This window comes from Microbulbifer sp. SE14 (genome assembly GCF_059834885.1).
In genome coordinates, this window is the sequence record NZ_JCBAJA010000040.1 from 13,964 (window position 1) to 27,934 (window position 13,971).

Sequence of the window (13,971 nt, forward strand, 5' to 3'; positions counted from 1 at the left end):
CGTTCCAGCCGCTCCAGGTATTCGCGGCGCCTTCGCCCCCCACGGATCTACTCCCGGGGATTACCCCGGGTTGTCTACCAACTGCTGCATCTTGAGTACGTCCACCGTCGCGGCCACGTCGTGTACGCGCAGTATCTTCGCGCCGCGCTGGGCGGCGAGCATGGCCAGGGCCAGGCTGCCAGGCAGGCGTTCGTGGACCTCGCGGTTCAGCAGCCGGCCGATCATCGATTTGCGCGACACACCCACCAGCAGCGGGATATGTGACGGCGCCAGCCGCGCCAGGTTCCGCATCAGCGCCAGGTGGTGCTCATCGTTCTTGCCGAAGCCGAAACCGGGATCAAGGATGATCCGCTCGCGCGCGATGCCCGCGGCCTCGCAGGCCCCCATCCGTTCCAGCAGGTAAGCGCCCACTTCCGCCACCACGTCCTCGTAGTGCGGGGCCCGCTGCATGCTGCCGGGCTGTCCCTGCATATGCATCAGGCATACGGGCAAGCCGGTAGATACCGCGGCCTCCAGTGCGCCGGGGCGCTCGAGGGCGCGTACGTCGTTGATCATGCCGGCACCGGCGGCGGCGGATTCTGTGATGACCGACGGGGTGCTGGTGTCGACGGAGATCACCGCGTCCAGGTTCGCACTGATGGCCTCCACCACCGGCAACACCCGCTCCAGTTCCTGCTGCTCGGATACCGGCGCCGCGCCCGGGCGGGTGGACTCGCCGCCGACATCGATGATGGCCGCGCCTTCCGTCACCATTCGCTCGGCGCGCCGAAGCGCCAGGTCCAGATCCAGGGCGCCGCCGGCATAGTAGCTGCCGCCGTCGGAGAAGGAGTCCGGGGTGGTGTTGAGGATGCCCATGACGACCGGGCGGGTTAGGTCGAGGGTGTGCTTGCCGCAGGTGAGATGCATATTGAAAAGTGGTTATTTGCGTGCGGATGGTAATTGTAGGAGCGGCGGGGCGACCATCCGCCCATGGCCGCGATCGGGCTTGCGGGGAGACCCCGAACATCGATCGCGGCCATGGGCCGCTCCTACAGGAAAGTGGGCTCCCGGCGTCAGTGACCGCTTACCGGCCCGCCGATGGGCTTCTCCGCTTCGTCGGTGCCGGCCTCGCCGCTGGACTTGCCGGGGCCGCCGCCAAAGTCGCTGTCGTGCCAGTCCCGCGGCGGGCGCACCTTGCGCCGCGCCATCAGGTCGTCCACCTGCTCCGCATCCAGGGTCTCGTATTCCATCAGCGCATCTTTCATCGCCTCGAGAATATCGCGGTTCTCCTCCAGCAGCTTGTGGGCACGGCCGTAGCAGCTGTCGATGATGCGGCGCACCTCGGCTTCGATCTCGTAGGAAGTCTTGCCGGACACCGGGTTGCCCTGGCCGGGCTGACCGCTGTCATCCTCGCCGTAGTGCAGCGGGCCGAGCTTTTCCGACAACCCCCACTTGGTGACCATATTGCGCGCCAGCTGGGTGGCCCGCTCGATATCGTTGGAAGCGCCGGTGGTGATGCCGTCTGCACCCAGGGTCATCTCCTCGGCTATACGGCCGCCGAACAGGGAGCACAGCTGCGACTCGATGGCGCGCTTGGAGATGCTGTACTTGTCCTCCTCGGGCAGGAACTGGGTCACGCCCAAAGCGCGGCCGCGGGGGATGATGGTGACCTTGTGCACCGGGTCGTGCTCCGGCACCAGGCGGCCGACGATGGCGTGGCCGGCCTCGTGGTAGGCGGTGTTCACCTTCTCCTTCTCGTTCATGACCATGGACTTGCGCTCGGCGCCCATCATGATCTTGTCGCGGGCGCGCTCGAATTCGTCCATGGTCACCACGCGGCGGTTGGCGCGGGCAGCGAACAGCGCCGCCTCATTGACCAGGTTGGCCAGGTCGGCGCCGGAGAAACCAGGGGTACCGCGGGCGATGGTCTGCGCGGACACCTTGTCGTCCACCGGCACCTTGCGCATATGCACCTTGAGGATCTGCTCGCGGCCGCGGATATCCGGCAGGCCCACGAACACCTGGCGGTCGAAGCGGCCGGGGCGCAGCAGCGCGTGGTCGAGCACGTCAGGGCGGTTGGTGGCGGCGATGACGATGACGCCCTCGTTGCCCTCGAAACCGTCCATCTCAACCAGCAGCTGGTTCAGGGTCTGCTCGCGCTCGTCGTGACCGCCGCCCACGCCGGCGCCACGGTGGCGGCCGACAGCGTCGATCTCGTCGATAAAGATGATGCAGGGGGCCTGTTTCTTGGCCTGGTCGAACATGTCGCGCACGCGGGACGCACCCACGCCGACGAACATCTCGACGAAGTCGGAACCGGAGATAGAGAAGAAAGGCACCTTGGCCTCACCGGCGATGGCCTTGGCCAGCAGGGTCTTACCGGTGCCGGGGGGGCCCGCCATCAGCACGCCGCGGGGGATATTGCCACCCAGGCGCTGGAATTTGGACGGATCGCGCAGGAACTCCACCAGTTCCTGCACGTCCTCTTTGGCCTCGTCCACGCCCGCCACATCGGCGAAGGTGGTCTTGATCTGGTCTTCGCCCAGCAGGCGCGCCTTGCTCTTGCCGAAGGCCATGGGGCCGGAGCGGCCGCCGGCGCCTCCCTGCATCTGGCGCATGAAGAACATGAATACGGCGATGATGATCAGGATCGGGAAACTGGCCACCAGCAGTTGCTGCCAGATACTGGGGGATTCCGGCTCGCGGCCGACGAACTGCACATTGCTGCGCACCAGCTCGTTGGTCAGCTCGTCGTCGATGATCTGCGGCTGAATGGTCTTGAAGCGGCTGCCGTCGGCCTTTTCGCCGGTGATCACCAGGCCGTCCACGAGCACACTCTTCACCTGGCCCGACTGCACATCCTGCACGAAGTCGGAATAGCTGAGCGCCTCATCCCGTGACTGCGGTTTGAAGTTCTGGAACACCATCAGCAGCACCGCCGCGATGATCAACCACAGTACAAGGTTCTTTGCCATATCGTTCAAAGGGATAGCCCTCTCGCTTTCGCACTCACGTTCAAATCCATTAACACCAGGCGTTCACACCATTATAGGCACGCATGCCTTTATACCCGCGCTCTCCGGCACAGGCCACGCTTATACCATATCGGGGGCATTGGTCAGAAATGACCCGGATATATTCACTGCCTTTTATCAGCCCTTGAAGCCCCGCGCCACCACGTAGACCTCGCGGGAGCGGGGCCTGGATGCGCCGGGCTTGCGGGTCACCACGCTATTGTAGCTGCCGCGCAGGTCGCGGATCAGCTCGTCGAAACCCTCGCCCTGGAACACCTTGGCAACGAAGGCGCCGCCGGGCTTCAGCACCTGGCGCGCCATATCCACCGCCAGCTCCACCAGGTACATGGAAGCGGGCTGGTCCACATCGCGTATACCACTCATATTGGGGGCCATATCGGAAATCACAAGGTCCGCCCTGTCCTCCCCCAGGCGTTCCAGCAGCTGGTTCAGCACCGACTCCTCGGTGAAATCCCCCTGCACGAACTCGACCCCGGGCAGCGGGTCCATGGGCAGTATGTCCGAGGCCAGCACCCGCCCATTGTGACCCACCAGTTCCGCCGCCACCTGGGACCAGCCGCCCGGCGCCGCGCCCAGGTCCACCACAGTCATGCCCGGCTTGAACAGCCGGTCCTTCTTCTGCAGTTCCTGCAGCTTATAGCTGGCGCGGGAACGGTAGCCCTCCTTCTGGGACTGTTTGACGTACTGGTCGCTGAAATGTTCACGCAGCCAGCGATGGCTGCTCTTGGATCGGCCCATCGGGTACAATACTTCCTAAGTTTTCCGTAGGAGCGGCCCATGGCCGCGATCGATGCCGGTAATTGGCGAGATCGCGGCCATGGGCCGCTCCTACTATATAGATATCCACAGAGTGGTAACGGAGTATTGTATGCCTTTAACCGCCGACCGCAAAAAAGCCCTGCGCACCCTGGGCCACAACCTCAAGCCCGTGGTGACAGTCGCCGGCAAGGGCCTGAGTGAGGGGGTCATGGAGGAACTGGACCGGGCCCTTGAGGACCACGAGCTGATCAAGGTCAAACTGATGATCGCCGACCGCGAGCTGCGCCACCAGGTGATCGGCGAGCTCTGCGGGAAGAGCGGCGCCGAGTTGGTGCAGGAGATAGGCAAGATAGCGCTGGTCTACCGGGCTGCAGAGAAGCCTGACGCCAGGAAATCCAACCTGCTGCGCTGAAGCGCCTTCCCTTACCTGCAGGAGGGGCGGGGCGGCCATCCGCCCATGGCCGCGTGCCCCCCAGGACCACCTCGAATATCGATCGCGGTCGTGGGCCACTCCTACACAGTTGGAAGAACTCTCTAACCGCCGGCAGGCACGCACCTGGCTTCCACCAGCTCCCAGCGCTCGCCGTCCGACACCCTCTCCAGCCAGCAACGGCTGTCGCTGAGCAGCAGTTGGAATTTTTTCGGCGGCTCGAGATTGCGCCCCTGCAGCGGGCGCTGCTCCAGGGTGCGCGGTGGGTTGCGCTCGATGATCAGCACGCTGTCGCGGGTCAGTGCATCGTCCGCCAGGGTCACTTTATCGACCCCCAGTGCCTCACTCACCAGGCGCTGAAGTTCCGCGCGGCTCCCGGGCGTGGCTTCGGCGATCAGCGCCGGCTTGTCGCCGCCCATGGCCGACTGCGAGTTACAGGCGCCGAGTAGCAGTCCGCACAATAAAAAGCTCATTTTTGCTCTTTTCATAGGATCACCTGCCCAACAGTACTATGCGGTTCTGCCGCCACACGGATTTGGAGACCTTGCCCTCTCCGCTGGAGAGCCGCGCGCCCATTTGCGGCTCGGCGGAGAAGCCGCTGGCGGATAGACCGTCGCAGGTCCCGCTGTCAATATAGTTCAGCGCCGTTGCCAGGCGCGCCTCATTCTGATCACCCAGCGGCCGGGAGAAATCATCGGAGACCTCACAGCCCTTCACCAGCGCGTAGCCATCGTCGTACTCCTCGTTCGGCGCGAAGCCATCGGAGTATTCGCCAAAGCCCTTCTCATTCACCCCCTTGAATTGGATGGTGAACCAGGTGGTGCCACAGTTGGGCGTGGGATAGAAACCATAGGGCTTGCCGCAGGTGTTCGCACCGATCAACACCACCTCCACGTCCACGCCGCGCAGGCCGTTGACGATCGCCTCGCTGGCAGAACAGGTATTGGGGCCGGCGAGCACGAAGACCCGCTCCAGGTTCAGGCTCGGCAGCGGCTGGTTTTCAGTCAGCTCCCACTCGCCTAGGGTGACGTCGATAAAGGGAATCGGGTCCAGCGGCTGGCCGGTGACCGGGTCGTGGGTGGGGTGCTGGTCGTTGAACTGCAGCTGCTCGAAAGTCTTGCCTTCTGTGCGCTCCGGGCCGGCGACCATATAGGCCAGCTGGCTGGCGATGGCCAGATGGCCACCGCCGTTGTAACGCAGATCCAGCACCAATTCATCGATGCCGTCCGCACTTAACTGCTCCATCGCCAGCTTCAGTTCCTTCTCTGCGGTGCCTATATGGTCATTGAACAGCACATAACCCACTCGGGCGGTTCCCGTTTCCAGCACCTGTACCTTCTGCACCGGATCCGACGTTATCTTTTTGGCAACCAGCTCAACCGTATAACGTGTGCCGTCCTGCCGCTCGAACTCAAATTCGTAGCTCGCGCCCTCGGCAGATGGCCACAAGGCTTCGTTGATAAAGTCGAAATCGGCTTCGCTGCTGGCACTTGCCGTATAGAGATCAGCGATACGCACCACCCGCATGCCGCGTTCCACCCCGGCTGGCCAGTCGGCACTATCGCTGTAGACAGCGTACACCTGTTCCGCGTCGCGGTTCAAAACCGCCCACTGGAAGCCATAGCCCATGGACACGCCGGACTGGGACTGTCGGTCCCAATCCTCGGTGGACATCCAGTAGTGGAAGTTGTCCTTCTGGCTGCCGGAAGGGGTGACGCCCTCGGTTTTGAGCAGTTCAAAGTACTCGGTGGAATCGCTGTAAGCGGCCGGGTCGCGATCCTCAATTTCGTCGTACCAGAGGTAGGTCTCGTGACTCCAGGAACGCAGCCAGTTGTTCTGCGGCAGTGCCGAACTGCACTGGTTGGCGAAGTTTTGCGAAGGCTGGAAGACGCCGGCCTGCCAACCCACAGGCTCGTTGTTATTGCTGTTGTTATTGTTGTCGTCATTCCCACTGCCACCCCCGCCACCACAGGCAGCGAGACAGACAGCACTCAGCGAAAGAATGGAAGATAAGAACAAGCGGCGGTGACCGGCCCCCATGACAACGAACTCCATTTTCTAATTAGTTTTCGAAGTCCGGGAGATTACCACCGCCGCTCGATTGGTTCGACCGAATTTTCCGACCGGCAGGAGCCGGGCCGGGCGCAGGGCGCCTAGGCCTCGGCAGCGACCGGCCGCTCGGATTTGCTCAGCTTACCCAGCACCGCCTGCAGGCTCTCCTTGGCGTCGCCGAACAGCATCCGCGCATTCTCCTTGTAGAAGAGCGGGTTGGCCACGCCGGCGTAGCCGGAGGCCATGGAGCGCTTGAGGATCACCACCTTGCCGGCCTTCCAGACCTCCAGTACCGGCATGCCGGCGATGGGCGAGCCGGGCTTCTCCACCGCGTCCGGGTTGACGGTGTCGTTGGCGCCGATCACCAGTACCAGGTCGGTGCTGGGGAAGTCGCCGTTGATCTCGTCCATCTCCAGCACGATATCGTAGGGTACATTGGCCTCCGCCAGCAGCACGTTCATATGCCCGGGCAGGCGGCCGGCTACCGGGTGAATGCCGAAGCGCACCGTCTTGCCCATCTTGCGCAGCCGGTCGGTCAGGTCGCTGACCGCCTGCTGGGCGTGGGCCACGGCCATGCCGAAGCCGGGCACTATGATGATGCTCTCGGCCTTTTCCAGCTCCTCCGCCATCTCGTCGAAGTTGGTGGCCACCACCTCGCCGTCGATATCTCCCTCGGCCACCTCGCCGCCGTCGGAACCGAAGCCGCCCAGGATTACGCTGACAAAGGAGCGGTTCATGCCCCGGCACATGATGTAGCTCAGGATGGCACCAGAGGAGCCCACCAGAGCACCGACCACGATCAGCAGGTCGTTGCTGAGCATGAAACCGGTGGCCGCCGCGGCCCAGCCGGAGTAGCTGTTCAGCATCGAGATCACTACCGGCATATCCGCGCCGCCGATGGCGGCAATCAGGTGGATGCCCAGCAGCAGTGCTATGGCGGTCATGACCAGGAGGTTGGTTACCGTGCCCGCATTCAGGTCCGCAGGAATAAACAGCGCACCCAGCACCACACAGCCGATGATCGCAGCCAGGTTCAGCCAGTGGCGCGCGGGCAGCATCAGCGGCTTGCCGGAGATCAGGCCCTGCAGCTTGCCGAAGGCCACCAGGGAACCGGTCAGCGTAATCGCGCCGATGAAGATGCCCAGGTAGATCTCGGTATTGTGCACCAAGTGCTCGGCACCGGTGAGGGATATCCGCGGATCCAGGAAGCCGCCCCAGCCGATCAGCACTGCGGCCAGGCCGACGAAGCTGTGCAGCAGCGCCACCATCTGCGGCATCTGCGCCATGGCCACGCGCTTGGCCAGCGCCAGGCCAATGGCCGCGCCCACCGCCATGGCGATGGCCACCATCCAATAGGCGCCGGCGACGATACCGGCCACGGTGGCGATAATGGCCACCGCCATGCCCACCATGCCGTAGATATTGCCGCGCCGCGCCGTCTCGTGGCTGGAAAGTCCCCCGAGGCTGAGAATGAACATCACCGCGGAGAAGAGATAAGCCATGGAAATCATACCGTTCATCATTACTCTCCTCCCTTAGCGCCGAAACATTTTCAGCATGCGGTAGGTGACGAAGAAGCCACCAAAGATATTGATACTGGCCACCAGCACGCCGACGAAGGCGAGCAGGGTCACCAGTCCCGAGCCGGTCGCGCCAACCTGCAACAGCGCGCCGACGATGACAATGCCGGAAATCGCATTGGTCACACTCATCAGCGGCGTGTGCAGCGCGTGGGTCACATTCCAGATCACCTGCCAGCCGACGAAGATCGCCAGCACGAACACGGTGAAGTGGGACACGAAATCCGGCGGCGCCACGCGGCCGAGCCACAGCAGCAGGCCGCCCGCCACCAGCCAGAAGGCCAGTATCGAAAGCGGCGATTTTTTCTTCGCCGGTTTTTCCTCGACCACCGTCACCTGCGGCTCGGGTTTCTTTTCCGCGGGTTTCGGTTGCGCAGTGATCTTGGGCGCGGGCGGCGGCCAGGTGATCTCGCCTTCCTTCACCGCGGTTGCACCGCGGATCACCTCGTCGTCGAAATTGATATTGATCTCGCCGTTCTTCTCCGGCGCCAGGTCGCTCAGCAGGTGCGCCAGGTTGGTGGCGTAGAGACTGGACGCCTGGGTGGCGGCGCGGCTGGGCAGGTTGGTGTAGCCGATAATGGTCACGCCGTTCTTGACGATCTTTTCATCGGCCACCGTGTAGTCGCAGTTGCCGCCCATCTCCGCGGCCAGGTCCACCACCACAGAGCCCTCGGCCATGCTGTCGACCATATCCGCGAGCCACAGCTTGGGCGCCGGCTTGCCGGGAATCAGGGCGGTGGTGATGACGATATCCACCTCCCTGGCCTGCTCGCGGAAGAGCGCCATCTCCGCGTCGATAAATGCCTTCGACATCTCCTTGGCGTAGCCACCGGTACCGGAACCCTCCTCTTCGATCTCCACGGTGAGGAATTCCGCCCCCATGGACTCCACTTGCTCGCGCACCTCGGCGCGGGTGTCGAAGGCGCGCACGATTGCGCCCATGCTCTTCGCCGTACCGATGGCGGACAGGCCGGCGACACCGGCGCCGATCACCAGCACCTTGGCCGGCGGCACCTTGCCCGCGGCGGTGATCTGCCCGGTAAAGAAGCGACCGAAATTGTGCGCCGCCTCGATCACCGCGCGGTAGCCGGCGATATTGGCCATGGAGCTGAGCGCATCCATCTTCTGCGCGCGGGAAATTCTCGGAATGGACTCCACCGCCAGGGCGTTGATCTTCCTGTCGGCGAGTTTCTGCAGCAGCTCGGCATTCTGCGCCGGCTTGAGGAAGGCGACCAGGGTCGCGCCCTGCGGAATCAGCGCCAGTTCCTCATCTGTGGGAGCCTGGACCTTGAACACCAGGCCGGCGCCCTCCAGGCACTGTTTGATATCGTCGCGGATTTCGGCACCGGCCTCGATATAGGCCTCGTCGGTAAAGCTGGCCGCTGCGCCCGCCCCTTTTTCAACCGCGACGGAAAATCCCAAATCGCGCAAACGCTTCACGCTATCGGGTGTTGCCGCTACCCGCGACTCCCCCGGAGCGGTCTCTCTCGGTATGGCTATGATCACCGCTTTGCTCCCTCTCAATTGCTGTTAGTGGACTACTGCTACATCTATCCTTTTAGTTACATTTGTTATAGTTGCATTCGTTATTATTGGCCTGACCAATTCAGGAGAATGGAGTGTAAACCCACACCGCTTGGATGAAAAGAGACGGGTTGCAATAGCCGGGATTGATGTCGTTTATAGGTGACGCCGGCAATCGGAATTGCGCCCTACCATTTTTCCAGCGCATCGCTATCGCTCTGCCGCGCCTCCACCCAGCGCTCGCCATCCGGCCCGGTTTCCTTTTTCCAGAAAGGCGCCCGGGTCTTGAGGAAATCCATCACATAGGCGCAGGCGTCCAGCGCCGCCTGGCGGTGCGGCGCGCAGGTGCCGACGAAGACGATATCCTCACCGGCGCCCAGGCTTCCTACCCGGTGCACTATGCGCACCCGGCTCAATTCCCAGCGCCGCTGCGCCTCACCGGCGATATCCTCCAGCACCCGCTCGGTCATGCCTGGATAGTGCTCCAGTTCCATGCGGCTGACAGTGCTGTCCAGATTGAAGTCCCGCACCGAGCCGACAAAGATCGCCGTGGCGCCATCGACAGTGTTACCGGCGCGCAGGCCGGAGTACTCGGCGCCGACGTCGAAGACTCCTTCCTGCACGGATATGGAAATGGTCACTGTCAGCCCCCGGTTACCGGCGGGAAGAAGGCCACTTCGTCGCCGCTGTTGAGCGCGGCTTCACCGAAGGCCACCTCGCGGTTCAGTGCCGTCTGCAGGCTGGGGTCGGCCAGGGCGCGGCGCCAGCTTTCGCCGCGCCCGCTCAAAAGCTCGCGCAGCTGGGCCAGGGTCTTGCACTCGCCGGCTTCCACCTGCAGTTCGGCGCAGTCCAGCTGCTCGCGCAGGCTGGCAAAGAAGAGTACCCGTATCACTGCGTACCTCTCTCCTTTTCACTTGGCCCCTGTTCGCCGCCCCGCTGCCAGTGGCCGCGCTTGCCGCCGAGTTTTTCCATCAGGCGCGTATCGCTGATGACAATGGCCGGGTCCACCGCCTTGCACATATCGTAGATGGTCAGGGCCGCCACGGAAGCCGCGGTCAGCGCCTCCATCTCCACGCCGGTGCGCCCGGCCAGGCGGCAGTAGCTGGAAATCCTGACGCCATTCAGCGACGGCTCCAGCTCGAAATCCACCTGCACCTTGGTCAGCGCCAGCGGGTGACACAGCGGGATCAGGTCGGCGGTCTTCTTCGCCGCCTGTATGCCGGCAATGCGCGCCGTGGCCAGCACATCGCCCTTCTTGTTCTGCCCCGCCAGCAGCTGCGCAAAGGCCTCGGCACTCATGGTCACCAGGGATTGGGCACGGGCGCTGCGCTCGCTGACGGCCTTGTCGGTGACGTCCACCATGCTGGCCTCGCCGCGCTCGTTGAGATGGGTCAGGCTCATGCTCACCTCCGGCGCAGGTGGGTGACGAAATTGCACGGCCGGTGGCTGCCGTCCAGCTGCTCGCGCAGTATCTTTTCCCAGGCCGTGCGGCAGGCACCGGTGGAGCCGGGCACACAGCAGATCAGGGTGTCGTTGGCGAGTCCGGCCAGGGCGCGGGACTGGATGGTCGAGGAGCCTATCTCCCCGTAGGAAATCGCCCGGAACAGCTCGCCGAACCCCTCGACGGTCTTGTCGAACAGGGGCGCCAGCGCCTCCGGGGTGGAGTCGCGGCCGGAAAAACCGGTGCCGCCGGTGGTGATGATCACCTCTATGCCTTCGTCGGCGATCCACTGGGACACCCGGGCGCGCAGCTGGTAGACGTCATCGCGGACGATTGCCTTATCCGCGAGCCGGTGCCCGCTCGCGCGCAGTGCCTCGACCAGGTACTGGCCGGAAGTGTCGTTTTCCTCGGTGCGGGTATCGGAGACCGTCAGTACCGCGATATTGAGTGCCGCGCCGCCGTTATCTGTGTGATGGGACACTGTTCCTTACCTCATTAAAAGTTTTGTCGTTCAGTCGCAATACTGTTGAGCCGATCACTTTCGTAGGAGCCTGCTTGCAGGCGAACAGCTACGGAGTTCTGTTCCTCTTCGCCTGCAAGCAGGCTCCTACAGGGTACTGAGTTCTATCTCAACAGTGCGTTTAACCCCCGATCACGGACAGGTTGCGGGTCGCGCCCGTCTGTCCCTGCTGCAGGTAGTGGCTGGCAGCCTTGCCGCCGACCAGCTCGCGGATCCTCTCCGCCAGTGCGGCCTCATCGCCGCGGCGGATTTCCTCGCGCAAATCCAGACCGGCATCGGCGAAGAGGCACAGGTGCAACTTGCCCTGGGCCGAGATCCGCAGGCGGTTGCAGCTCTGGCAAAAGTCCCTGCCATAGGGGGTGATCAGGCCGATACTGCCGCGGCAGTCCGGGTGCGCATACTCCCGCGCCGGACCGGCGTCGATGACCCGCGGCAGCAGTTTCCAGCCGCTCTCTATCAGTTGCCGCTCTATGGTGTCGCCGCGCAGGTGGTTGCTGGCGAAATAGTTGCGGTTGTCGCCGGTCTGCATCAGTTCGATAAAGCGCAGGGTCACCGGGGTGTCCTTCAGCCAGTCGAGGAACTGTTGCAGGCGTTCGCCGGCGCCGTCGCTGAGCAGTACCGCGTTGACCTTGGTCTGCACTCCCAGCGCCAGGGCGCGGTCTATGCCGGTGAGGATGCGCGGCAGGCAGTCGTGGCCGGTGATGCGCGCAAACTCCGCCGCATCCAGACTGTCGATGCTGATATTGAGCTGGTCGAGGCCGCTGCGGTGCCATTCGTCGATGACCTTGGGCAGCTTGTAGCCGTTGCTGGTCACCGCCACGCGGCGGATGCCGGGGGTGTTGCGGGCGGCGGCGATGATGTCCGGCAGGTCGGCGCGCAGGGACGGCTCGCCGCCGCTGAGGCGCACCTTGCGGGTGCCCAGTCGGGCAAAGGCGCGCATTGTGGTCGCCGCCTCGGCGACGCTGAGGGGGGCCGGTTCGCCGGCAGGCGCCCTGTAACCTTCCGGCAGGCAGTAGCCGCAGCGGAAATTGCAGGCGTCGGTGACCGACAGGCGCAGGTAATAGAAGCGGCGGCCGTGGCCGTCTTCCAGGACGCCGCGGCCGTCTTGCTGAGTGTCGTGATTTCGCATTACCTTTCCAAATTCGGGAGGCCGGAGGATTTCTCCGCCGACCCTGGCAGGCCTCCGGGTCTTTCAGACCAGGGCGCCTGCGGCCTGTGGGCCCTATTCGCTCTCTCTTGGCTGATTGGCGAACTTAGGCCCAAAGGCTCGGTAGCTGTTGTGGTGATTCGGTTGTCAGTTTTTCCGTTGGCTCCCGGTTTTCACTGCCAGTAACACTGCCCATAGCAGCAATTTCCGTGCCGCACTAGTCGACACAACCGTCGCCCGGCATCCCCGATAGCGGTTTTTCGCCATTGCAGCCCAGATTCCGATGCACCGTCAAATGATATCTCCGTATCTGACGGCGCAAAGCCGTCAGAGTGCATACCTCCTGTCCTGATGCACCATTTTGGCGCCGCATTGATCCCGCGCGCACCACTTTGACCGCTACAGCCCCAGTTCGCTCAGCCCGGGGTGGTCGTCGGGACGCCGGCCCTGCGGCCAGTGGAACAGGCGCTCGGATTCCCGGATGGGCCGATCGTTGATGCTGGCGTGGCGGCGCTTCATCAGCCCCTTCTCATCGAACTCCCAGTTCTCGTTGCCGTAGGAGCGGAACCAGTTGCCGGCGTCGTCACGCCACTCGTAGGCAAAGCGCACCGCAATGCGGTCCTCCCCATAGGCCCAGAGTTCCTTGATCAGGCGGTAGTCCAGCTCCCGGGCCCACTTGCGAGTCAGGAACTGGACTATCTCGTCGCGCCCGCGGGGAAACTCCGCACGGTTGCGCCACGCGCTGTCCGGCGTGTAGGCCAGGGCGACGCGCTGCGGGTCGCGGCTGTTCCAGCCATCCTCCGCCAGGCGCACTTTTTCCGTGGCGGTCTGCAGGGTAAAGGGGGGCAGCGGCGGCCGGGTTTCATTCTGGGTCATGTCGATCTCCTGTTTGTACGTTAAACGGGTTGCCAGGTGCCCGGCATATCCAGGTAGCCGGGCAGTGAGCGAATGCGCTGCAGCCAGGAACACACATTGGGCCGGGAACGCAGTTCCACCCGGCCCTCCGGCGATAGCGCGATATAGGGATACATCGCGATATCCGCGATGCTGAGCCGGTCGCCGTTCAACCAGTCCCGGCTCGCCAGGGTCCGCTCCAGTACCTCGAGCAACTCCTGTGTGACCTTTGTGGCGGCGTCCAGGTCGATACTGCGGCCGAATTTGTGGTGCAGCCGCAGGGCGTTGGGCCCTCGGGCCACCTCATTTGCCGAAACGGCCAGCCAGGCCATTGCGCCCGCCAGCTCCGCACTGTCCTGCGGCCACCAGCGGGGACCGCCGTAGCGATGCGCGAGATACACCAGGATGGCCTGGCTGTCGCGGATAACGGTTTCGCCGTCGATCAGGACCGGCACCTGCCCGAAAGGGTTCAGTGCCAGGAAGGCCTCGGACTTGTGCTCACCGGCACCGCCGTCGACGGCAATTCTTTCGCAGGGCAGCTGCAGCAGGCTCAGCAGCAGGCGCACCTTGTGGCTGTGGCCGGATAGGGCGAACTCATACAGTTCCATGG

The 13,971-nt window shown here is 63.8% G+C and carries 15 protein-coding genes and 1 riboswitch; of the genes, 1 reads left to right on the forward strand and 14 read right to left on the reverse strand.

Translation table 11 applies throughout. The features are described 5' to 3' along the window. Positions 1-60: 60 nt before the first annotated feature. From folP to rlmE, 3 genes are all read right to left on the reverse strand, one after another. The gene (folP, locus tag AC6R19_RS20775) at positions 61-906 is read right to left on the reverse strand and encodes a dihydropteroate synthase (protein WP_500581791.1); all 846 of its coding nucleotides are present in this window, start codon (positions 904-906) and stop codon (positions 61-63) included. 146 nt (positions 907-1,052) lie between these two features. Continuing rightward, positions 1,053-2,954: an ATP-dependent zinc metalloprotease FtsH gene (gene ftsH, locus AC6R19_RS20780; RefSeq protein ID WP_500581792.1), complete on the reverse strand. Its 1,902-nt coding sequence runs from the start codon at positions 2,952-2,954 to the stop codon at positions 1,053-1,055. A 177-nt stretch (positions 2,955-3,131) separates the two neighbouring features. Further along, complete coding sequence (gene rlmE, locus AC6R19_RS20785; protein WP_500581793.1) at positions 3,132-3,752, reverse strand: 23S rRNA (uridine(2552)-2'-O)-methyltransferase RlmE; 621 nt, start codon at positions 3,750-3,752, stop codon at positions 3,132-3,134. A 130-nt stretch (positions 3,753-3,882) separates the two neighbouring features. On the opposite strand from rlmE, the gene AC6R19_RS20790 reads away from it, so the two are divergent. Beyond that, positions 3,883-4,185, forward strand: coding sequence for a YhbY family RNA-binding protein (locus AC6R19_RS20790; protein WP_500581794.1), 303 nt, complete (start codon positions 3,883-3,885; stop codon positions 4,183-4,185). Between the two features lie 122 nt (positions 4,186-4,307). Here the strand turns inward: AC6R19_RS20790 and AC6R19_RS20795 are convergent, their stop codons facing one another. The 11 genes from AC6R19_RS20795 to AC6R19_RS20845 all read right to left on the reverse strand — a co-directional run bounded on the left by AC6R19_RS20795 (position 4,308) and on the right by AC6R19_RS20845 (position 13,969). Then, positions 4,308-4,676, reverse strand: coding sequence for a hypothetical protein (locus tag AC6R19_RS20795; protein ID WP_500581795.1), 369 nt, complete (start codon positions 4,674-4,676; stop codon positions 4,308-4,310). 19 nt (positions 4,677-4,695) lie between these two features. Continuing rightward, positions 4,696-6,111 (reverse strand): S41 family peptidase, encoded by a 1,416-nt coding sequence (locus AC6R19_RS20800; RefSeq protein ID WP_500581796.1) that lies wholly within the window; start codon positions 6,109-6,111, stop codon positions 4,696-4,698. Between the two features lie 245 nt (positions 6,112-6,356). Beyond that, a complete protein-coding gene (pntB, locus tag AC6R19_RS20805) occupies positions 6,357-7,775 on the reverse strand; it encodes a Re/Si-specific NAD(P)(+) transhydrogenase subunit beta (RefSeq protein WP_500581816.1) in 1,419 nt (472 codons plus the stop codon). A 15-nt stretch (positions 7,776-7,790) separates the two neighbouring features. Then, positions 7,791-9,341: a Re/Si-specific NAD(P)(+) transhydrogenase subunit alpha gene (locus AC6R19_RS20810; RefSeq protein ID WP_500581797.1), complete on the reverse strand. Its 1,551-nt coding sequence runs from the start codon at positions 9,339-9,341 to the stop codon at positions 7,791-7,793. Positions 9,342-9,547: 206 nt separating this feature from the next. Next, positions 9,548-10,000 carry a molybdopterin synthase catalytic subunit MoaE gene (moaE, locus tag AC6R19_RS20815; protein ID WP_500581798.1) on the reverse strand — a complete coding sequence of 151 codons (453 nt, stop codon included), beginning with the start codon at positions 9,998-10,000 and terminating at the stop codon, positions 9,548-9,550. A gap of 2 nt (positions 10,001-10,002) precedes the next feature. Beyond that, complete coding sequence (gene moaD, locus AC6R19_RS20820; protein WP_500581799.1) at positions 10,003-10,251, reverse strand: molybdopterin converting factor subunit 1; 249 nt, start codon at positions 10,249-10,251, stop codon at positions 10,003-10,005. Continuing rightward, a complete protein-coding gene (moaC, locus tag AC6R19_RS20825) occupies positions 10,248-10,760 on the reverse strand; it encodes a cyclic pyranopterin monophosphate synthase MoaC (RefSeq protein WP_500581800.1) in 513 nt (170 codons plus the stop codon). The genes moaD and moaC overlap by 4 nt, the downstream gene beginning before the upstream one ends. Positions 10,761-10,762: 2 nt before the next feature. After that, positions 10,763-11,281 (reverse strand): molybdenum cofactor biosynthesis protein B, encoded by a 519-nt coding sequence (gene moaB, locus AC6R19_RS20830; protein ID WP_500581801.1) that lies wholly within the window; start codon positions 11,279-11,281, stop codon positions 10,763-10,765. A gap of 160 nt (positions 11,282-11,441) precedes the next feature. After that, positions 11,442-12,449 carry a GTP 3',8-cyclase MoaA gene (gene moaA / locus AC6R19_RS20835; protein ID WP_500581802.1) on the reverse strand — a complete coding sequence of 336 codons (1,008 nt, stop codon included), beginning with the start codon at positions 12,447-12,449 and terminating at the stop codon, positions 11,442-11,444. After that, positions 12,438-12,605: riboswitch (molybdenum cofactor riboswitch) on the reverse strand. (Overlaps the previous gene by 12 nt.) A gap of 261 nt (positions 12,606-12,866) precedes the next feature. Continuing rightward, positions 12,867-13,343: a nuclear transport factor 2 family protein gene (locus tag AC6R19_RS20840; RefSeq protein ID WP_500581803.1), complete on the reverse strand. Its 477-nt coding sequence runs from the start codon at positions 13,341-13,343 to the stop codon at positions 12,867-12,869. A gap of 20 nt (positions 13,344-13,363) precedes the next feature. After that, the gene (locus AC6R19_RS20845; RefSeq protein ID WP_500581804.1) at positions 13,364-13,969 is read right to left on the reverse strand and encodes a glutathione S-transferase family protein; all 606 of its coding nucleotides are present in this window, start codon (positions 13,967-13,969) and stop codon (positions 13,364-13,366) included. Positions 13,970-13,971 lie beyond the last annotated feature (2 nt).

Bases quoted from the DNA above. Each gene is read 5' to 3' on its own strand.
- AC6R19_RS20795 (WP_500581795.1), bottom strand. From the start codon at position 4,676: ATGAGCTTTTTATTGTGCGGACTGCTACTCGGCGCCTGTAACTCGCAG.
- ftsH (WP_500581792.1), bottom strand. From the start codon at position 2,954: ATGGCAAAGAACCTTGTACTGTGGTTGATCATCGCGGCGGTGCTGCTG.
- moaA (WP_500581802.1), bottom strand. From the start codon at position 12,449: ATGCGAAATCACGACACTCAGCAAGACGGCCGCGGCGTCCTGGAAGAC.
- AC6R19_RS20790 (WP_500581794.1), top strand. From the start codon at position 3,883: ATGCCTTTAACCGCCGACCGCAAAAAAGCCCTGCGCACCCTGGGCCAC.
- moaC (WP_500581800.1), bottom strand. From the start codon at position 10,760: ATGAGCCTGACCCATCTCAACGAGCGCGGCGAGGCCAGCATGGTGGAC.
- AC6R19_RS20845 (WP_500581804.1), bottom strand. From the start codon at position 13,969: ATGGAACTGTATGAGTTCGCCCTATCCGGCCACAGCCACAAGGTGCGC.
- rlmE (WP_500581793.1), bottom strand. From the start codon at position 3,752: ATGGGCCGATCCAAGAGCAGCCATCGCTGGCTGCGTGAACATTTCAGC.
- folP (WP_500581791.1), bottom strand. From the start codon at position 906: ATGCATCTCACCTGCGGCAAGCACACCCTCGACCTAACCCGCCCGGTC.
- pntB (WP_500581816.1), bottom strand. From the start codon at position 7,775: ATGAACGGTATGATTTCCATGGCTTATCTCTTCTCCGCGGTGATGTTC.
- AC6R19_RS20840 (WP_500581803.1), bottom strand. From the start codon at position 13,343: ATGACCCAGAATGAAACCCGGCCGCCGCTGCCCCCCTTTACCCTGCAG.